The 19,716-nt window shown below is 66.2% G+C and carries 15 protein-coding genes; 8 read left to right on the top strand and 7 right to left on the bottom strand.

Features of this window, described 5'->3' with window-relative positions:
- Window positions 1-40: 40 nt before the first annotated feature.
- The gene (locus tag ACESLR_RS09105) at window positions 41-688 is read right to left on the bottom strand and encodes an ERCC4 domain-containing protein (protein ID WP_373023933.1); all 648 of its coding nucleotides are present in this window, start codon (window positions 686-688) and stop codon (window positions 41-43) included.
- Between the two features lie 233 nt (window positions 689-921).
- On the opposite strand from ACESLR_RS09105, the gene ACESLR_RS09100 reads away from it, so the two are divergent.
- Entirely contained in the window at window positions 922-1,293 is a 372-nt protein-coding gene (locus ACESLR_RS09100; RefSeq protein WP_373023932.1) for a homoserine dehydrogenase, read from the top strand.
- Between the two features lie 257 nt (window positions 1,294-1,550).
- On the opposite strand, the gene ACESLR_RS09095 is transcribed toward ACESLR_RS09100, so the two are convergent.
- Together ACESLR_RS09095 and ACESLR_RS09090 are read right to left on the bottom strand one after the other, a co-directional pair.
- Window positions 1,551-4,076 (bottom strand): EAL domain-containing protein, encoded by a 2,526-nt coding sequence (locus ACESLR_RS09095; RefSeq protein ID WP_373023931.1) that lies wholly within the window; start codon window positions 4,074-4,076, stop codon window positions 1,551-1,553.
- A gap of 16 nt (window positions 4,077-4,092) precedes the next feature.
- Window positions 4,093-5,676 carry a PAS domain-containing methyl-accepting chemotaxis protein gene (locus ACESLR_RS09090; RefSeq protein ID WP_373023930.1) on the bottom strand — a complete coding sequence of 528 codons (1,584 nt, stop codon included), beginning with the start codon at window positions 5,674-5,676 and terminating at the stop codon, window positions 4,093-4,095.
- A gap of 309 nt (window positions 5,677-5,985) precedes the next feature.
- Between ACESLR_RS09090 and ACESLR_RS09085 the strand changes: the two genes are divergently transcribed.
- Together ACESLR_RS09085 and ACESLR_RS09080 are read left to right on the top strand one after the other, a co-directional pair.
- Window positions 5,986-7,311, top strand: a complete 1,326-nt coding sequence (locus ACESLR_RS09085) for a DEAD/DEAH box helicase (protein WP_373023929.1) — start codon at window positions 5,986-5,988, stop codon at window positions 7,309-7,311.
- A gap of 416 nt (window positions 7,312-7,727) precedes the next feature.
- Window positions 7,728-8,957: a methyl-accepting chemotaxis protein gene (locus ACESLR_RS09080; protein ID WP_373023928.1), complete on the top strand. Its 1,230-nt coding sequence runs from the start codon at window positions 7,728-7,730 to the stop codon at window positions 8,955-8,957.
- Window positions 8,958-9,034: 77 nt separating this feature from the next.
- Here the strand turns inward: ACESLR_RS09080 and ACESLR_RS09075 are convergent, their stop codons facing one another.
- Window positions 9,035-10,588 (bottom strand): DUF255 domain-containing protein, encoded by a 1,554-nt coding sequence (locus ACESLR_RS09075; protein WP_373023927.1) that lies wholly within the window; start codon window positions 10,586-10,588, stop codon window positions 9,035-9,037.
- 113 nt (window positions 10,589-10,701) lie between these two features.
- On the opposite strand from ACESLR_RS09075, the gene ACESLR_RS09070 reads away from it, so the two are divergent.
- From ACESLR_RS09070 to ACESLR_RS09050, 5 genes are all read left to right on the top strand, one after another.
- On the top strand, window positions 10,702-11,166 hold the full coding sequence (locus ACESLR_RS09070; RefSeq protein WP_373023926.1) for a phosphate-starvation-inducible protein PsiE: 465 nt from the start codon (window positions 10,702-10,704) through the stop codon (window positions 11,164-11,166).
- Between the two features lie 23 nt (window positions 11,167-11,189).
- Window positions 11,190-12,110: a hypothetical protein gene (locus ACESLR_RS09065; RefSeq protein ID WP_373067061.1), complete on the top strand. Its 921-nt coding sequence runs from the start codon at window positions 11,190-11,192 to the stop codon at window positions 12,108-12,110.
- An 87-nt stretch (window positions 12,111-12,197) separates the two neighbouring features.
- A protein-coding gene (gene prfB, locus ACESLR_RS09060; RefSeq protein WP_373023924.1) for a peptide chain release factor 2 occupies window positions 12,198-13,296 on the top strand; the annotation gives its coding sequence in 2 pieces (ribosomal slippage) (window positions 12,198-12,269 and window positions 12,271-13,296; 1,098 coding nt in all).
- 24 nt (window positions 13,297-13,320) lie between these two features.
- Window positions 13,321-14,811 (top strand): lysine--tRNA ligase, encoded by a 1,491-nt coding sequence (gene lysS / locus ACESLR_RS09055; RefSeq protein ID WP_373023923.1) that lies wholly within the window; start codon window positions 13,321-13,323, stop codon window positions 14,809-14,811.
- 19 nt (window positions 14,812-14,830) lie between these two features.
- A complete protein-coding gene (locus ACESLR_RS09050; RefSeq protein ID WP_373023922.1) occupies window positions 14,831-16,057 on the top strand; it encodes a cation:proton antiporter in 1,227 nt (408 codons plus the stop codon).
- 21 nt (window positions 16,058-16,078) lie between these two features.
- Here ACESLR_RS09050 and ACESLR_RS09045 read toward each other — a convergent pair whose 3' ends face one another.
- The 3 genes from ACESLR_RS09045 to ACESLR_RS09035 form a co-directional block, all read right to left on the bottom strand.
- A complete protein-coding gene (locus ACESLR_RS09045) occupies window positions 16,079-16,549 on the bottom strand; it encodes a PepSY domain-containing protein (protein WP_373023921.1) in 471 nt (156 codons plus the stop codon).
- A gap of 60 nt (window positions 16,550-16,609) precedes the next feature.
- Window positions 16,610-18,733 carry a SulP family inorganic anion transporter gene (locus tag ACESLR_RS09040; protein ID WP_373023920.1) on the bottom strand — a complete coding sequence of 708 codons (2,124 nt, stop codon included), beginning with the start codon at window positions 18,731-18,733 and terminating at the stop codon, window positions 16,610-16,612.
- Window positions 18,734-18,819: 86 nt separating this feature from the next.
- The gene (locus tag ACESLR_RS09035; protein ID WP_373054395.1) at window positions 18,820-19,404 is read right to left on the bottom strand and encodes a hypothetical protein; all 585 of its coding nucleotides are present in this window, start codon (window positions 19,402-19,404) and stop codon (window positions 18,820-18,822) included.
- Window positions 19,405-19,716 lie beyond the last annotated feature (312 nt).

Raw genomic sequence — 19,716 nt, 5'->3', positions numbered from 1 at the left:
CTCCCACAGGGGGTGTTGTAGTTGGTGGCTCGGGGGGTGTTCAGGTGGTGCGGCTGCCGTAGGTGACGACGGATTCGATGCGCTCGGCGCGTTCGGGGTCGAGGCCGTCGGTCTGGGCGAGGGTGGCGGCATCGGCATTGATGATGTCGCGCACGCTGCCGATCTCGCGCAGCAGGTCGCGGGCCTGGTCGGCCTCGACGCCGGGCAGGCCACTGACAATGAATTCCGCAGCCTTGCGCCGGGTGTCTGGCTTGGTCGGGCGGTCGACCGGGTCCGGCTCCGCCTGGGCGTTCAGGCCCAGCAGGTAGATGAGCATGCCGCTGTTGTCGGCATCCGGGCTGGGCAGCACGCTGATGCCGAGAGCGATCGTCAGGTGGGCCAGGGCGCGGTGGATGTCCAGCGCCTGCTGGTGGAAGCGCGGTTCGTACAGGTCCCCTTCGACGATGTAGACGACCTGCTGGTGGTTCGCCTTCAGCTTGGCGGCGTTTTCCCACAGGGTCGTGTCGACGACGCTCAGCACCATATCGGTGGCGGACTTGCGCTCGACCACCACACCGTTGGGCAGCAGGTAGTCGCCGACATCGAGGTCGGCGAACTCCAGCTCCACGCCCTCCAGGCGTTCGATGCGCTGGATGATCTTGCCCTGTTCGCGGCGGTCGACGCGGATCGGCAGGTGAACGTTTTCCATGAGAGGGGCTCCGGTTGATTGGCAGACTGGAAGCACTCTAGGGCGTGGCGCGGGACGCACCAAATGGCCCGATATGGGGCGGGGCGAGCGCAACGCCCCACGGATGCCGGTGACCCGCGTGTCCCGGGGTTGTGCATGGACGCCCGGGATCGCCTACAGTCGGGTTGTGCGCTCCCCGGGTGGCAACCGCGGAAGCGTACGGAAACAACAATAAGACAAAGGATGGAGTGTTTATGTCGATTCAGATTGCAGTAGTGGGACTTGGCCGGGTGGGCGGCCGCTTCCTCGAGATGTTGCTCGAAACCGGCTTGCCGGGGATGACGATCTGTGCCGTCTCCGAGCAGGGCGAGACCGAAGGACGCCGGCTGGCCGAGGAGAAGGGGATTCCCCTGGAGTCGGTTGCGGACATCGTCGCGCGGGGCGACGCGGTGGACGTAATCTTCGATCTGACCGGACAGCCGCAGGTCCGGCAGGAGCTCCGCGAGGGCATGCAGAACAGTGGCAACCGCCACACGGTGGTGGCGCCCGAGGTGATGGCGCACCTGACGTGGGCGATGCTGACCCGCGAGGCCCCGCCGGAGGTGCATGGCCGCACGGGGTACTGATCGAGCGCCGCGTCGCCCCGTTCGATGGCGGCGCGACCGGCTTGATTGGGTCACGAAAGGCCGCCTTCGGGCGGCCTTTCTGCTTCTGGCTGGCGTGCATACTCTCGATCCCATAAGGAGCGGCATGGAGAATGATCACGCGGTGGTTTGCGTTGATGGTGGGAAGTGGGACGAAGGTGCCCATTCCTTTCCCTTGGAGTCGTCCCGGCCGAAGTACTACGCGGTGTCCGGGATGGCGCATGTGGAGCCATCCCGTTTCAGATCGGCCTTGCGTGCAGGCAGTCAGCGAGCGCTTGCGGTGGCATGGCCCTGGAGTGGAGCCAGCCCTGGTAGATGTCGCAGCCGATATCGCGCAGGAATGCCTGCTGTGCCGCGCTTTCCACGCCTTCGGCGACCAGACTCAGGCCCAGGCTGTGCCCGAGGTGAACGATGGAACGCAGGATCATCTCGGATTCCGGGTCCTGGCCGATATCGGCGATGAACGAGCGGTCGATCTTGAGCTTGTCGATCGGGAGTGATTTCAGGTAGGCGAGCGAGGAGTAGCCGGTGCCGAAGTCATCCAGCGCGACCCGGATACCCAGGGCCTTCAGCCCACGCAGTTGCTCCCGGGTCAGCGCGACGTCTGCCATGGCCACGGTCTCGGTGACCTCGATCTCCAGGCATTCCGGTGGGGCACCGGTGGTCTCAAGGGCCGCCCTCAGGCGTTCCACCAGGTCATGCTGGCGGAACTGCACGGCGGAGATGTTGATCGAGACATCGAGTTTAAGACCGACGCGCGCCCACTGGGCAAGCTGTTTGCAGGCATCGCGGATCACCCAGTCCCCGAGAGGCAGGATCAGGCCATTGGCCTCGGCACTGGCAATGAAGCGGGCCGGCGCCACCGGGCCGAGTTCGGCGTCCGTCCAGCGCGTGAGCGCTTCGACACCGATGATGCGGTTCGACGCCACGTCCAGGAGGGGTTGGTAGTGCAGTTCGAGGTCGCCGTTTTCCAGCGCCTGTTGCAGGCGTTGCTGAAGGCGCTGCTCCTCGTGGACCTGCGCGTCCAGGTGCTGCGAGAAGAAGGCATAGGTGTTGCGCCCGGAATGCTTGGCCTCGTACATCGCCATGTCGGCATAGCGCACGAGGTTGCGCTCGTCGCGGGCGTCACGCGGATAGAGGGCGATGCCCAGGCTGCCGGTGGTGGTCAGGTTGCGTGCGTGCTCGGTCTGGAACGGGGTGTTGAAGATCCCGAGGATGCGCTCGGCCACCGCGCCGATGGCCTGTTCGTCCTCGACCTGGGTGAGCAGGATCATGAACTCGTCGCCGCCGAAACGCCCGATGGTGGCCTCCTGGTCCAGGGTGCCCTGAAGCCGGGCGGCCACCGCCTTGAGCAGCTGGTCGCCCTCCCCATGGCCGAAGGTGTCGTTGACCATCTTGAAGTTGTCGAGATCCAGCAGCATGAGCGCGATCAGATAGTCGTGATGTTCGGCCTGGGCGATGCCCTGGTTCAGGCGGTCGTGCAGCAACCAGCGGTTGGGCAGTCCCGTCAGGCTGTCGTGGGTGGCCTGGTGCTGGATGCGTGCCTCGCGGCGCTGGCGATTGGTAATGTCGCGGATAAACGCCGTGATCCGCCGGCCCTCGGTGTCGTCGAAGGCGTTGAGACTGATATCCACCGGGAACTCGGAGCCGTCGATGTGGCGCCCGCGAAGGTGGGGGACCTGGCCCATGGTGCGCCGGTTGATGCTGTCGGTGTGAGCCTGGCGATGGGCCCGGTGGCGTTCGCGCAGGTGTTCCGGTACCAGCAGCTCCACCGACTGGCCGAGCAACTGCTGGCGGTGATAGCCGAACAGGCGCTCGATGTTGCGGTTGGCCATGACGATGCGCCCGTTCACGTCGGTGACCAGCACGCCGTCGGGGGCCGTCTCCACCAGTTGCTGGTAGCGTCGCTCGCGGAGTTCGATGTCGTGGTGGGCCTGGTACATGCGTTCCAGGGGCGATCGCACGCTCGCCAGGAACAGGCCCTGGTAGATCAGCAGGTAGGCGGCGAGCTTGTACAGGTGGCCGAGTATGAAGGGGGTATCGGTGAGGTCCTCGTAGAACATGAAGAACATGCCGCTCCCCATGCTGACGACCAGCGCCGCCGCGACCAGTGGCATGCCCGGGCGGTGCAGCAGTTCGCGGCGCAGGGCGAGGAGGGCGAGGGTGGCCAGGTGCAGGGCGATCACCAGGGCCTCGAGTCCGATCTTGAACGGGGTCAGTCCGTCGGCTTGGTCGAACAGGGGCGGGATGCTCCCGGCATGCCACAGACCAACCCATGCGAGGCACGCGACGAGCAGCAGGCTCCCGGCCAGATACACCCCCCGTGGCGGGCCATCGCTGCGCGCGGCCATCGGCAGGGCCACGTAGACGAGCAATGCCGCTGCCCCGACCAGACGCGCGGCCAGCCAGAAAAACAATGTCTGCTGCGTCGAGTTGGGGGTAATGAAGTCCGGCATGGCCGGATAGGTCATCAGATGCAGAAAGTCCAGCAGCGCGACCGCCAGAAAGGCACAGGCGAGCAGGAGCGAAGCGGCGACCCGCCGCCGGTCGATGACGTGGTACCCGACCGCGAACACCAGTACCGCGACGACCACTGCGAACAGTTCGGCGGCCGTATGAAAGCCCGTCAGGTGCTCGCGGGGCAGGAGCCGCGGCAGCTCCACCCCGAGCAGCCAGATCGCCAGGGGCAACAGCAATAGCGCCAGCAGAACGCCGGAGGCGAGGGCGGTATGCTGCCGCAGGTACCGATCGGATGGGGAATTCATCGGGAAGCCTTTCCTTTCAGCGATGTCTTGCCCAGAACTGCCCGGCGAGGCCCTGCAATCCGGTGGCAAGCTGCGCGACCTCGCGGGCGGCGGCATCGCTTTGATCGGCCCGGTTCGCGGTGGTGTCAGCGGCGCTGCGGATGGAGTCGACCCCGCGGCGGATCTCTTCCCCGGCGGTCCCCTGCTGTTCCACGGCGGCCGCAATACGGGTGCTCATGTCGCGGATCTGGCCAATGCCCGAGGTGATGTTTTCGAGTGCCGCCGCGGCTTCGCGGGCCTGCTCCACGCTGGTTTCGGCCTGTGTGCGGCTGTGCTCCATGGAGGCCACCGCGGCTCGCGCGCGATCCTGGAGGCGCTCGATCATCTGCTGGATTTCGGCGGTGGAATCCTGCGTTCGACTGGCCAGTGTGCGCACCTCGTCCGCCACGACGGCGAAGCCCCGCCCCTGTTCGCCGGCACGTGCGGCCTCGATCGCCGCGTTCAGGGCGAGCAGATTGGTCTGCTCGGCGATGCCGCGGATCACGTCCAGCACGCTGCTGATGTCCTGGCTGTGGCGTTCCAGTTCCGTCATCACACCCGATCCATCGCGAATACGCTGTCCCAGGTGCTCGATGGCCTGCGTGCTCTCGGCCACGACGCCGCTTCCGGCGTTGGCTTCGCGGTCGGTCCGGTCGGCTGCATCGGCCGCACCCTGGGCACTGCGGGCCACCTCCTGCACGCTGTTCACCATCTGCTGGGTGGCACTTGCCACCTGTTCGGTCTCGGTCTGTTGATGGTTGCAGGCTTGCCGGCTGTCACCAACCGCGGTGACCAGGGCCTCGGCGGTCCGGCTCAGGCGCTCGGCCGCATTCCCCATGCGCCCGACGACCGCGCCTGCCTCCGCCTCCAGCATCTCCATCGCGAAGAGGATCTCGCCGGCCTCGTCGGTACGACCGGTGTAGATGTACTGGCTGACCGGGTTGTTGGCGATGCGTCGGGCGTGGGCTACCGCGCGGCAGATCGGCGTCAGACGGGTCCAGACGAGCCCGCCTGCGACCAGCAGGGTGGTCAGAGTGAAGACCAGTGCGGAGCCCCAGGCGATGCCGGTTAGCGCGAGGCTGGCAATCAGGCCCATCAGCACACCGGCGGCAACCGAGGCGACGGCGCGGGTCTTGATGCCAATGCGTGGCAGGCGCAGCGACAGGGGCATTCGCCCCTCGTGCAGGGCAGCGTAGACCGATTCGGCTTTTTCCACCCGCTCGCGTCGCGGCTTGGTGCGGACGGACTGGTATTCGACCGTTTGACCGTTCTCGCTTACGGGTGTGACGTACGCGCTGACCCAGTAATGGTCGCCGTTCTTGCAGCGGTTCTTGACCATTCCCATCCAGGATCGTCCGCCCTGAACGGTCTGCCAGAGGTCCTCGAATGCGGCAGGGGGCATGTCCGGGTGACGGACCACGTTGTGGTTCTTGCCCAGCAGCTCTTCTTCCTCGAAGCCGCTGATGCCGATGAACTCCGGATTGACGTAGCTGATGGCTCCCTTGAGATTGGTGGTGGAGAGGATGTTGGCACTCTCCGGGTAGTCCGCCTCGATCCCGGTGACCGGCATGTTGCGTTTCATTTGGGTCCCCTGATGGCCGATGGTTGTTGTTTTGGTCGCGTCGGCCCGACCGGTGCTGCGTTGGCACCGTTGTTCTTGTACGAATGAAGCTAGCGGATATTCCCGCACAAAACAAATATCTATTCGGAGGAGTATGGAGCGAGTGTCTTTTCATTGACCAAAGGCGTATAGTGCGCGCATCGAACGCCCCGCCCGTCAGCGTCCGTTCATCTGATCCAGAGCCGTTCCGGTTCGCAGTGATCCCCCTGATTTCGTTTCCCCCGATGGGTGCTCTTGTTGAACGAGTGGCGGGTAGCGTTGGAGCATTCCATGACTGATACGACCTTTGCCGACCTCGGGTTGGCCGATACCCTTTTGCGCGCGCTGGAAACCTCCGGGTACCAGCATCCGACGCCGATCCAGGCCCGGGCCATCCCGGTTGTCCTGAAGGGGGGCGACCTGCTGGCCGCCGCCCAGACCGGCACCGGCAAGACCGCCGGCTTTACCCTGCCGATCCTGCAACGCCTCTCCACCAGCGATGCGCCCAGGCCCGGTGCGGGCCGTCCGCGCTGCCTGGTGCTGACCCCGACGCGGGAACTGGCCGCGCAGGTGCATGATTCCGTAAAGACCTACGGGCGCAACCTGAAGATGCGCTCAATGACGATCTTTGGCGGCGTGAACATGAACCCCCAGATCAAGGCCCTGCGCGACCGCATGGACATCGTGGTGGCCACCCCGGGGCGTTTGCTGGATCACGCCAGCCAGAAGACCATCGACCTGTCCGGTGTGGAGATCCTGGTCCTCGACGAGGCCGATCGCATGCTCGACATGGGCTTCATCCGCGACATCAAGAAGCTGATCGCGATGATGCCGAAGAACCGCCAGAACCTGATGTTCTCGGCGACCTTCTCCGACGAGATTCGCAAGCTGGCCAACGGCCTGCTCGACCACCCGGCGGAGATCGATATTGCCCCGCGCAACACGGCCGCCGAGAGCGTGCAGCAAAGCGTGCACCTGGTCGAGACAAGCCAGAAGCGCGAGTTGCTGAGTCATCTGATCCGTGCCAACAACTGGGAACAGGTGCTGGTGTTTACCCGTACCAAGCATGGCGCCAACCGCCTGGCCGAGAAGCTGTCGAAAGATGGCGTGCGCTCGGAGGCGATCCACGGCAACAAGAGCCAGGCGGCGCGAACCAAGGCGCTGAAGCAGTTCAAGTCCGGCCAGGTGCCGGTCCTGGTGGCCACCGATATCGCCGCGCGCGGGCTGGACATCGACCAGCTGCCGCAGGTGGTCAACTTCGAGCTGCCGAATGTGCCGGAGGACTACGTGCATCGCATCGGTCGCACCGGACGGGCCGGTTCGGCCGGCGCCGCGCTGTCGCTGGTGGATGGTGAGGAGATCAAGCTGCTGAAGGGCATCGAGCGCCTGATCCAGCGCCCGATCGACCGCATCGAGACCGAGGGCTTCGCCACGCCGAAGCCGGCCGCCAATGATGGCAATGGCAACGGCAATCGCCGGGGTGGTCCGGGTGGCAAGCCGGGCGGCGGTGCCCGCAGTGGTGCCCCGCGCAACGGGCGCGGTGGCAAGCCCGGTGGGGGCCGCGGTGGTAACGGGCGCCCGTCGGCCAACGGCAATCGCGCGGCGCGCGGTCGCTAAGCCGACTCGCCAACGCCGTACCGCGAACCCGCGGTCCCGAGTCCCGGGCCCGCGGGTTTTTTTGTGTCTGGCCGGTGCGGGTGCTGGGGCGGACGCTCCAGTGCAGGCAAGGTCAAGGGCTGTCTACAGGAAGGTTTGAAGTCGGGAAGGTTTTTGGGGTGGCGCTGCGCATTGGAGCTGGTGGTGCCGCCCATCCTCAATTCCCGATCCCAATACCTTCTGACCTTCCAGTCTTCCTGTTCAAGTTTTTTGCCCTTGATCGGGTTCCGGCCTGTGCGGGGTCAAGTAAGAGGGTGTCCGGTGTTCGAGGGGCCGTAGTTGAGCTGGATCAGGTCGGCCGGGATCGGGCAGGGCGATACTCTGCCGGGCTCAAGGCCGGGATCGGGTGGCCGTTAAGGACGGAAAGGAGGGTGGCGATGAAGATTGGACCGTTGGGTGGGCTGCGACTGAAGCTGATTATCCTGGTGATCGTGGTGAGCACGGTGCCGCTGTCCATTATGGGCGGGGTGACCTTCCACACGATGAAGGGCGATCTCGCCGCCGGGGTGGACGATGCCCTGGTGACCCAGCTGTGGTGGCTGCTGTGGGCTCTCTGGGTGGTGGCATTCGTGGTCGCGCTGGGCATCGGATGGTTCTACGCAAACGTACTGACACGTCCGCTCGAGCGCCTCGCCGAAGGGCTGGAGGCGATCGGGGAGGGGAGCGCGGATCTCGGGCACCGTGTGGAGGTCACCACGGACGACGAGATCGGGCGCACCGGGGCGGCCTTCAATACGGTCATGGGCCGGCTCTCGGGGCTGATCCGTCAGGTTGCGGACGCCGCCGACGGGATCGCGGCCTCCGCGCGGCAGCTGGAGGGGCGCAGCAACGAACTGACGCGGGCGACCCACGAGCAGCGCGGCGACGTGGAGCAAGTCGTGACCGCGATGAACCAGATGTCCGCCACCGTGCAGGAGGTTGCCAACAACACCCAGAGCACGGCGGAGAGCGCCGGGCAGGCGACCCGAGCGGCGGAGGGCGGGCGCACCGTGGTCAAGGCCACCCAGGGCGCGATCAACACGCTTGCAGGGGAGATCCGTCAGGCCAGCAACGTGATCGACGAGCTGAAGGGCGACAGCGACAACATCGGCACCATCCTGCAGGTAATCGAGGAGATCGCCGAGAAAACCAACCTGCTGGCGCTGAACGCGGCGATCGAGGCGGCGCGGGCCGGCGAGGCCGGGCGGGGCTTTGCGGTGGTGGCCGACGAGGTGCGCCACCTGGCACAGCGTACGAACGACTCGACCGGGGAGATCCGCGCAATCATCCAGCGCCTGCAGGGCGGGGCGACCCGGGCGGTTCAGGCGATGGAAGTCAGTCAGCAGCATGCCGAGACGTCGGTGGAGAAGGCCGGGGAGGCCGGCGAGACCCTGGAGTACATCCACGACTCGGTAACTGCCATCGACGACATGACGCGCCAGGTGGCCAGCGCGACCGAGGAGCAAAGCCAGGTCGCGGAAGAGATCAACCGCAACATCCACCACATCAACGACATCGCCGCGCGCAATGCCGATGGCGCGAACGAGATGCAGGAGGCGGTGGAGGCCCTGGAGGCCCTGGCGCAGCAGCTACAGGGTGAAGTCGAGGGGTTCCGCCAGCAGGCTTGATCGAGCCGGCTTCTGGCGGCGGGGGCGCGGCCCTTCGAGAGCGCAGGAACCGGGCCCCGGGTGCCTGAAGTCGGGGGTCAGAAGCCCCGGCGCAGGGCGTCGAAGCCGAGAGCAACGTCGTCGGGGTCGGCCCCGGGTTCGATGCGCAGGCGTTTACGAATCGTTTCGCGCTCGATGTGAGATTCGTCGATGGCCGCGTCCGGCAGGCGGTACAGCCACCAGGCGAGGGCCGCCTGGGTGCGCGTTTCCGACCAGGGCTCCAGGTCCGTCCCGATGCGCTCGGCGTGGGCGCCGAGGTCCGCGTCGAAGAACGGTTCCAGGCGATCCAGTGCGGTGACCGGATCGGGCAGGTCGGGGCGCTCGCCATCCAGTGCCTCGGCGGCGCGTGCCAGCTCCTGGCGGGCGATCTCGGGCCAGATCTGCGCGGGGAGGTAGCCCTCCATGGCCGGGCGGCCGGCGGCCGTGATCCCATGCAGGTAGCCGTGGCGGGTCTGCAGGTAGCGATCGAGTGCTTCCAGCGCGTCGCCGGCCCAGGCCAGAGTCTCCCGGTCTTCCATGACCCGTGCCATGTTGGCGAGCGCGGCAATCGCCTGGCCCGAGGTGTCGGCATAGGTGTTGCGGTCGACCTGCGGGGGATCGGTCTGCGTCCGGGTCTCCGCGTCCAGCTGGTAGTAGTCGCGGTCGGCGTACTGGCTGTTGCCGAAGCGCAACTGGCGGCTGTCCCACAGGTGGTTGCGCAGGTAATCGCGGATGCCGCGGGCGATCTCGGCGTAGTGTTCGTCCCCGATGTGCTCGTAGGCCTCGGAGAACAGCCACAGGAACGCGGCGTTCTGGTCCAGGCGCTTGGAGGTTTCCAGGGCCAGGACCGGGTCGCGCTGGTCCGGGTCGTGAAAGAAGAAGAAACCGCCCTCGACCTCGTCGTAGAGGTCCTCCGCGACCTGGTCGAGCAGGCCGGGCATACGGTCCTCCCATCCGTCGCTGGCGAGCAGGAAGCGGTAGGTCCATGGCTGCGGACGCTTGCTGAGTGTCCCGAAGGTGGCGCTGCCACTGAGGCGATCGGTGCGGGCGTCATAGACCTCGTCCAGCATTTCCATGAATGTGTCGAGCCCGGTGATCGCCGCGTCGTCCGGCGTGATCTCGCGGCCGGTGACGGAGAATATGTCGCGCTGCGCCTGCAGGATGCCCTCCAGATCGCGACGGTTCATGTGGCCGGTGAAGCGGGTGAGGATCTCGTTGTCAGGGTTGACGACCACCACGAAAGGCAGGCCGCGCCCGCCGTAACGCCGGAAGAGGTCCGCGCGTTCGTCCAGGTCCACCAGTACCGGGATGTAGTGCTCGTTGATGATGTCTGCCACCGAGGGGTCTTCCAGCGATTCGTCCTGGAAGTCGCGACACCAGGTGCACCACTGACCGTGGAAGTAGAAGAAGATCGGGCGTTCCCGCGCCTCGGATTCCTCGAACAGTTCGCTGTCCCAGCTTTTCCAGTCGATGCTGGAGCCCGCTGGATAATCCTCCGCGGTGACCGGTAGCGCGAGCGCCAGAAGGGCGAGCCCTGCGAGGAATCCGCGAATGGAGGCCCCGCGACAGCAGCGGGATGACAGCGGGTGGGGGATGCCGGGCGGATCATGCATCGGGGCGCCTCCGGGTCGGCCTTTGTAATTTGGTAGACCGGAGGGAATAACCCGCGTTCCTGCCCGGTGCGGGTGATACGATGGCGCGAGGCCTCGCTCATTCCGGAGGGTGCATGAACCTCGAACGCGCCGGGCGCCGCGCCCTGCACCATGTCGAAATTGCCGTGCTGGTCGTGATTGCGGTCGCGACCGTGATCGCGATCCTGCAGGAGATCGCCGCGATGATCTCGGCGATGTGGGTGGGGCTTGCCGACTTGCTGTTGCTGTTCATCTTCCTCGAGGTGCTGGCGATGGTCGGTATCTATCTGCGCTCCGGACGCCTCCCGGTGCGCCTGCCGATTTACATCGCGATCGTTGCCCTGGCGCGCTACGTGATTATCGACATGAAGGACATGGACGTGTGGGAGCTCATCGCGGTGACCGCGGGTGTCCTGATTCTTGCCGGGGCCGTACTGGTCCTGCGCTACGGCCATATCCGGTTCCCCTACGACGACGAGGGCCGCATCACGCCGGGCATCGAGAATGATCCCGCCAGGGAACAGGACCCGCCAAGGGGGCGTTACGGGTCCGATGAATGACCGGGGATAGTGCAGACAGGCGGGTGATTTATCTCCTCCCGGGCCTGTGGGCGTCGCCGGGGGCGACCGCAGCTGACAGATCGGCCCCGTTGCGCCGTCTGGCACGCTGGCTTGGACGGTCACGGCCCGTGGAGGGGCTTGCGGTGGCGCCGGGCTGGGAGGTGGCACTCGCGAAACGGCTGGGCTACCGCCAGCAGGGCACCGGATCGCGGACCTGGCTGGCCGAGCCGGTGCAGCTGACGCCGGGTATGAGGGATCTGGTGGCCTCCCCGGTCGATACCGTGGCGAATGCCGAACGCGAGGCCCTGTGGTCGGCCGCGCAGCCGGAGCTGGAGGCCGCCGGGGCCACTCTGGCCCTGGACGAAGACGGGCTGTGGACACTGAGCATGGATGCCGAGGGCGAAGCCGCCGGCCCGCCGCCCTCGCTCGGGCTCGGTCGATCCATGGTGGCCCACTCGCTGCAGGGGGATGCCGCGCGGCGCCTGCAGGTCCTGGCCACCGCTTTGCAGATGGCCTGGTTCCAGCATCCGGTAAACCTGGCGCGCGAACGCCAGGGGCGTGGCGCGGTGCATGGGCTCTGGTGGTGGACGCCGGGGTATGCCGGTGGGCCCACGGGCGTGCAGCGGGTCTGCGGGGGCGGGGCCATCGGCCGCTGGCTGGCGCGGGGGGCGGGGATTGACTGGTACCCGGATCCAGCCTGCACGCCGGCGGAGTCGGGTGACACCGTGGTGGTGGTCGACGCACTGGCGGCGCCGCCCTCGCCGGAGCGGCGCCAGGAGCTGCTGGAATCGGTCGCCGACGACGTGGTCGCGCACGGGGTGCGGGGCCTCCTTCGCAATCGCCTGCGGGCGCTCGAGTTCGTGGACCCGCAGTCCGACGATTCCGCGCGGCGGCTCGAACGCCGCCAGTTGCTGGCTTTCTGGCGGCGGCCGCGCCGGCCCTGAACCGCCCGGCGGATGGTATACTGCGCGGCTTTTCTCGCCACGTGATGGAACGTGCCGTGCGCCCTGCGGCACCCGACGGAAACTGCCATGGAACTGAACGCCCTGTATTCCCGCATCGATGACCTGAAAGGCCGCCTGGAAGGCCTTAGGGGGTATCTTTGACTATCCGGCCAAGGAAGAACGGCTAGAGGAGGTCCAGCGCGAGCTGGAGCAGAACCCGGATATCTGGAACGACCCGGAGCAGGCCCAGGCCCTGAACAAGGAGCGCGCCCAGCTCGAGGGGGTGGTGGTCAACATCCGCGAGATCGGGACCCAGCTGGACGAGAGCCGGGACCTGCTGGAGATGGCCGAGGCGGACGACGACGCGGAGACGGCGGCGTCGGTGGAGGCCGATGTCGAGGCCCTGACCGCGCGCATCGAGGGGCTGGAGTTTCGCCGGATGTTCTCCGGCGAGATGGACGAGGCCAACGCCTATCTCGACATCCAGGCCGGCTCTGGAGGCACCGAGGCGCAGGACTGGGCCAACATGCTGTTGCGCATGTACCTGCGCTGGGCCGAGCACAAGGGTTTCAAGGCCGAGGTCACCGAGCTTTCCGAGGGGGAGACCGCCGGGATCAAGAGCGCGACCGTGCACATCCAGGGCGAGTATGCCTTTGGCTGGCTGCGCACCGAGACCGGCGTGCACCGGCTGGTGCGCAAGTCCCCCTTCGATTCCGGGAACCGCCGGCATACCTCGTTCGCGTCGGTGTTCGCCTCCCCGGAGATCGACGAGAACTTCGAGATCGAGATCAATCCGGCGGATCTGCGGGTGGATACCTATCGCTCCTCCGGCGCGGGTGGCCAGCACGTGAACACCACCGACTCGGCGGTGCGCATCACGCACATCCCGACCGGGGTGGTTACCGCCTGCCAGGCCGGACGTTCGCAGCACAAGAACCGCGAGATGGCGATGAACCAGTTGCGCGCCAAGCTGTACGAGCGCGAGCTGCAGGAACGCAACGCCGAGAAGCAGGCCCTGGAGGACACCAAGTCCGACATCGGGTGGGGCAGCCAGATCCGTTCCTATGTGCTGGACCAGTCGCGGATCAAGGATCTGCGCACGGGGGTCGAGGTGGGTAATACCCAGGGCGTCCTGGATGGCGACCTCGACCCATTCATTGAAGCCAGCCTTAAGAGTGGCTTGTAAGTTTCTCTATCTGCGGGATTCCCGATGACCGAAACCACTGACGAAAACAAGCTGATCGCCCAGCGGCGCAGCAAGCTGAACGAGTTGCGCGCCGCCGGTCCGGCCTTCCCGAACGACTTCCGTCGCGATGCGCTGGCGGCGGCGCTGCACGCCGAACACGACGCGACCGAGGGCGAGGACCTGGAGGCACGGGGAATTCGCGTCACGGTGGCCGGGCGCATGGTTGGCAAGCGCGTGATGGGCAAGGCGAGCTTTATCCGCCTGCGCGACCAGAGCGGCGACATCCAGCTGTTCGCCCAGCGCGACAGCCTGCCGGAGGGCGTCTACGCGGCGTTCAAGCACTGGGATCTGGGGGACATCGTTGGCGGGCAGGGCACGCTGTTCAGGACCCAGACCGGCGAGTTGACGGTCAAGCTGGACGAGCTGCGCCTGCTGACCAAGAGCCTGCGGCCGCTGCCGGAGAAGTTCCACGGCCTGACGGATCAGGAACAGCGCTATCGCCAGCGCTACGTGGACCTGATCACGAGCCTGGAGAGCCGCGAGCTGTTCCGCACCCGCACCCGCATCGTGCGCTACATCCGCGAGTACTTCGAGGACCAGGACTTCATCGAGGTGGAAACCCCGATGATGCAGGTGATCCCGGGCGGGGCGACCGCGCGGCCGTTCACCACCCATCACAACGCGCTGGACATGCCGCTGTACCTGCGCATCGCGCCGGAACTGTATCTCAAGCGCCTGGTGGTGGGCGGCTTCGAGAAGGTCTTCGAGATCAACCGCAATTTTCGCAACGAGGGGCTGTCCACGCGGCACAATCCCGAGTTCACCATGCTCGAGTTCTACGAGGCGTTCGTGGACTACCACGCGCTGATGGATCGCACGGAAACCCTGCTGCGCGGCCTGTGCGAGGATGTGCTGGGCACCACCACGATCGCGTACCAAGGCGAAACCTACGACTTTGGCAAGCCGTTCACGCGGATGACTGTGCGCGAGGCGATCCTGGCCCACAATGCCGAGATCGCGGAGGCCGATCTGGAAAACCTCGACACGGTCCGCGCCCACTGCGAACGCCTGGAGATCCCGATCAAGGAAAGCTTCGGCCTCGGCAAGCTGTGGACCGAGATCTTCGAGTACACGGCGGAAAACAAGCTGCGCCACCCGACCTTCATTACCGCCTATCCGACCGAGGTCTCGCCGCTGGCGCGGCGCAACGACGACAACCCGTTTGTCACCGATCGCTTCGAGCTGTTCGTCGGCGGGCGGGAGATCGCCAACGGCTTTTCCGAGCTGAACGACCCGGAAGACCAGGCCGAGCGCTTCCAGGCCCAGGTCGCGGAGAAGGACGCGGGCGACGACGAGGCCATGCACTATGACGCCGACTACATCCGGGCCCTGGAGTACGGCCTGCCGCCGACCGCCGGCGAGGGCATTGGCATCGACCGCCTGGTGATGCTGCTGACCGACAGCGCCTCGATCCGCGACGTGCTGCTGTTCCCGCACCTGCGCCCGGAGGCCTGACCGGGCGAGTGGTCATTCGATGATCGACCTCGCCTGGATTCCCGAGGAGCTCCTTACGCCGGATGCCGGCGCGGTTGCGCTGATCCTGCTGGGTGCCATCCTGGGTTCCAGTATCCTGGCCGACACGATTGCACGGCGAACCGCGATTCCCCGGATCTCCCTGCTGGTCATCGTCGGCTTGGTGGTGGCCGCGATACAGCAACTGGGTCTGGGGCAGGAAGGCGGTCGCCCTCTGGGCGATCTCGCCGAGCCGCTGATCCAGCTGGCGCTGGTGATGGTGGCGTTTCTCCTGGGCGGGCAACTGACGCTGCGTCGTCTGCGCCAGCTCGGACCGCTGATCCTGATCCTCTCGCTCGCCGTGATGGGGGTGAGTGCAGTCGTCGTGGGTGGCGGGCTGATCCTGCTGGGCTTCCCGCTGGTGCTCGCCCTGACGCTGGCGGCGATCTCGGTGGCCACGGATCCGGCGGCGGTGGAGGAGATCCTGGCGGAAGGGCGCCCGCGCAGCCGCGCGGCGCGCGTACTCACGGGCGTGGTCGCCATTGACGATGCCTGGGGCATCCTGGCCTTCGGACTGGCCATGGCGTTTCTGGGCTGGTTCCTGGCGGGTGACGGATCGGCCGCGCTGGTGCATGCCGCCTGGGAGCTCGTCGGCGCCGTACTTCTGGGCCTTCTGGTGGGCCTGCCGGCCGCCTGGCTGACCGGACGGCTGGAGCCGGGAAAGCCCACCCAGGCCGAGGCTCTGGCACTGGTCCTGCTGATCGCCGGGTTGTCGATGTGGCTGGAGGTGTCGGCGCTCCTGGCGGCGATGACCGCCGGATTCCTGGTGGTCAACCTGTCGTCACACCATACGCGCTCGTTCAACGAGATCGAGCACATTGAATGGCCGTTCCTGGTGTTCTTCTTCGTCCTCTCCGGGGCCAGCATCGACCTCCAGGCGCTGGAGACAGTGGCCGGGATTGTGCTGGCGTATGTTGTCCTGCGGCTGGCGGGGCGCTACGCCGGCGGCGTGGTCGGGGTGCAGCTGGGCGGGCGCCGGGCCCGGGGTGTTCCGTACCATATCGGACTGGCACTGACACCCCAGGCGGGCGTCGCCATCGGCATGGCGCTGCTGGCGGCCGAGCGCTTCCCCGACCACGCCGGAGTCATCGTGGCGACCGTGGTCGCCTCCACCCTGGTGTTCGAACTGATCGGGCCCTGGATGACGCGCCGGGTGGTTCGCGCGGGGAGCCAATCCGGTCGGCCGTGATCACCTGGCACGGTCGTGGACTCAGTCCCGCGCCGTCTCCGGGACCGACAAATCCCCACGATCCAGCTTCAGGTCCAGTTCCGCGCCGGTGTCGGTTCGGCCTTCGATCTCGATATCGCCGTCGTCATCCAGCTCGATTTCCTCGAAACGAACCATGCCGCGATCCCGGGCGCTCGCGGCGGCCTGCAGGATCTCGGCGTCGGTCAGGCCCCGCTTGCGGTCGGAGTCGCGCTTGCTCTCCTCTTCCAGTACCTGCCCGTCCAGATCGAACGTCACCTCCAGGCGGCGCTCGCTGGCATCCCAGCCTTCCAGTTCAAAGCGGTTGTCGCCTTCCGCCTCGACCGACATGTAGCTGTCGAAGCCATATTCCTGGCCCATTTCGAGTACGCGCTCGATGTGCTCCAGCGGCAGGGTTTCGGCCTGGTCCGGGCTGCAGGCAAGCAGTGCGAAGAGCAGCGCGCTGGCCACGGTAGAACGCAGGAGTTGTTTCATGCGGGGCCTCCGTGGGCCAGTATGCCGTACCGGTGTCGCAGTGAGACTGGGTCCGGCATTTCAGGACGATCTTCCCGGACGGGGCTCGGTACTGGACTCACCCGCTTCGTCGTCCGTCGGTCGATCGGGGGTACCGAGAGTGCGGTGCTGGAGTTCGGCGAGGGCGACCCCCTTGTTGGGGAAAACGTTTTCGCGGCCGATTTCGTCCAGCAGGCCGGCACGGTCCATGGCTTCGCGCACGGGTTTTTTCAGCCCGCTGAACATCAGCTTGCAGTCGGCGGCCGCGAGATCACCGATCAGGGCGCGCACCTTTTCCACGCCGGAGGCGTCGATGCGGTTGATGCTGTTGCCGAGTATCAGCACGGCTCGGGCATCCGGATTGCGGGCGACCGCGTCCATCACCGCGTCTTCGAAGTGGGCGACGTTCATGAACACCAGCGAGGCATCGAAGCGCAGCACGGTGAAGTGTTCGCCGACCGGCTGCAGGTCGTAGCTGATGGCGCCGGCCAGCGATCCGTCCGGACGCAGCCCCTGGATTTCGGAGCGCGGACGTACCGTTCCGACCAGGAACAGCAGGGACGACAGGATGACACCGACGATCACGCCATTGGCAAGATCCGGGGCCATGTACAGCGTGACGAAGAACGTCAGGAACCCGGCCAGTCCATCCGCGCGATTGATGGTCCAGGAGCGCGCGAGGGTTCGGAAGTCCAGTAGCCCGAAGACCGCGGACATCACGATCGCCGCCAGTACTGCCTGCGGCAGGTGATAGAGGTACGGCGTGAGGAACAGCATGGTGATCAGCACGCCGATGGCACTGACCACCGCGAATAGACCGCTTTGTGCGCCGGAGCGGGCGGCGACCGCGGAGCGCGAGAACGAGCCGCTGACCGCATAGGACTGAAAGAAGCTGCCGACGATGTTGGCCAGACCCTGGCCAATCAGCTCCTGATTGGGGTTGAGCTTCTCGCGGCGCTGGGCGGCGAGGGCGCGCGAGATCGAAGTGGCCTCCATAAAGCCGATCAGTGCCATTACGAACGCCGCCGGAAGCAGGGCGGGGATCACCTCCCAGTCGAGCACTGGCAGCTGAAAGCTGGGCAGGCCCTGCGGGATGGACCCGACGACCTGCCCACCGGATGCGACAATGATGCGGTCCTCGTCGAAGCCGGACAGCCGCCACGGACGGCCCTCCGCATCGGCATGCCAGGGCCGGAATTGCGCTTCGCCGTCCGCGGTTTCCGAGCGTTCGAGGCGTTCCTTGTGGGCAGCCACGCGCAGATCACTCAGCTCGCGCTTGAGTTGCGATTCGCGGACCTCCAGGCGGGCAACACGCACCGCCAGATCGGGGGATTCGTCGCCGGTTTTCTTCGCCTCCTTCAGGGCGCGGCTGGCCTCGCTCAGGTCCTCCGACGTCGTATTCAGGGTGGCGCGGGTGTCGGCGAGTTCCTGGTACAGGTTACGCGCGTCGGTGGCCTGAATGCGGTCCAGCGTGACGGTCTCGTTCTTCTCGAAGCCGGTCATGGCGCTGATCAGTGTGCCCAGCACGACCACCACCAGCACGCCGGGCAGGCGGGGCATGATCCGGCGCAGCACGACCAGGGTGATCAGCGTCCCGGCACCGAAGGCGATGGTCGGCCAATGTGCGTGGCCCAGCTGGGTGACGACGCCGGCAAAGTCGGTCAGGAAGGTGCCGGTGTCGGGCTTGGGCACATTGAAGAAAGTGTTGATCAGTGAAAGGCCGATGATCAGGGCTGCCGCGTTGGTGAAGCCGACGATCACCGGCTGGGAGACGAAGTTCATCAGGATGCCGAGGCGAAAAAGGCCCAGCAGCATCCGCATGATGCCCACCATCAGTGCCAGAAGGATGGAGAGCTGGATGAAGTATTCGGTGCCGGCCACCGCGAAGGGAGCCAGGGACGCCGCAGACAGCAGCGACAACATCGCGACCGGCCCGGTATGCAGAAAGCGCGACGAACCCCAAAGCGAACCGATGACGGCCGGGAGCGCCGACGCGTACAGGCCGTAGACCACCGGGAGCCCGGCCAGTGTTGCGTAGGCCATGCCCTGGGGTACCAGGATCATGGCGACGCTGAGGCCGGCAATGATATCGGCGCGAATGGATTTCCCGGACATCGGGAACCAATTGATGAAGGGGAAAATGCGTTGGATCCAGTCGTTATTCATGCAGGTGAGGTCTTCCTTGTTCGAGATTGGTGCAGCACAACTCGGCCCGGCCGCGGGTTCGGCCGGGCGATTATACGCGACGAGGGCTAGCCTGCGGTTGGAAGTGTGGTTTCGGACGGATTGGAAGGCCGCGTCTTCTGGGCGCGGCTGGTGTCACGGGGTACCGCGACCATGACCACGGGCAGTTCGGCGGCCGTCTCGGTGCCCAGGACGTGATGACCGAGGTAGCCGCGTTCGTCACAGACGAGGAAGTCCAGACGAATGCCGCGCCCGAGCACCCGGCGCAGGGCCCGTTCCGGATCACCGGCGAGGGCCTCGATGCGGAGGCCGTGCGGCAGGGGGCCGATGTCGCGAGTGAAATGATCGATCAGGGCGCGGGCCTCCGCCTCGCTCAGGAACGTCAGCACCACCAGATCAGCGTCCAGGCGCTCGCAGCTGTCGGCGGCGTACTCGAATACGTGACGTGGGGCGAACGGCCCGAGATAGAGGCCGATGCGGCGGCGCGCCGGTGTCTGTGCCGCGGATTCAAGCGCATCCATCGGGGATGGGTTCACGACCGGGGTGTCGCTGGTGAGTGCGCGATGCTTGTCGCTCATTGGCTGCATTTCGGCAAGGTCGGCGTAGGCCAGGCCTTCGAGCATCTTTTTCATGGCGTGGGTCAGGGCCGGCATGGGGCGTATCCATCGTGAATTCGGTTAGTCCGTGTCCTATGCACGTGTTGTGCCATCGTCTAAAAACAGCGGCTTACGGGTGGCGGATCGTTTCCGGGCGTCGAAGGGTTGTTGCGGAATGCAACATGCATCCGGGAAGTCATCGTGCGGGGCGTTGCGATGCCCCTTTGTTGTGTTTCATAGTGCAACATACGCTATTGCAAAAGGTAACGTCATGGGGCGCAGTCTGCGCAGCAAGGTCCGCCGGGTGTACGCCGGGGTCCTGGCTCTGGTGCTGGGTCTCGTGGTGGCGCAATACGCGGCCCTGTCGAC

The sequence above is a fragment of the Thioalkalivibrio sp. genome, assembly GCF_041685615.1.
Lineage (GTDB): Bacteria > Pseudomonadota > Gammaproteobacteria > Ectothiorhodospirales > Ectothiorhodospiraceae > Thioalkalivibrio.
Note: the sequence above shows the minus strand (reverse complement) of the source record. Positions and strands in the feature narration are given on the sequence as shown.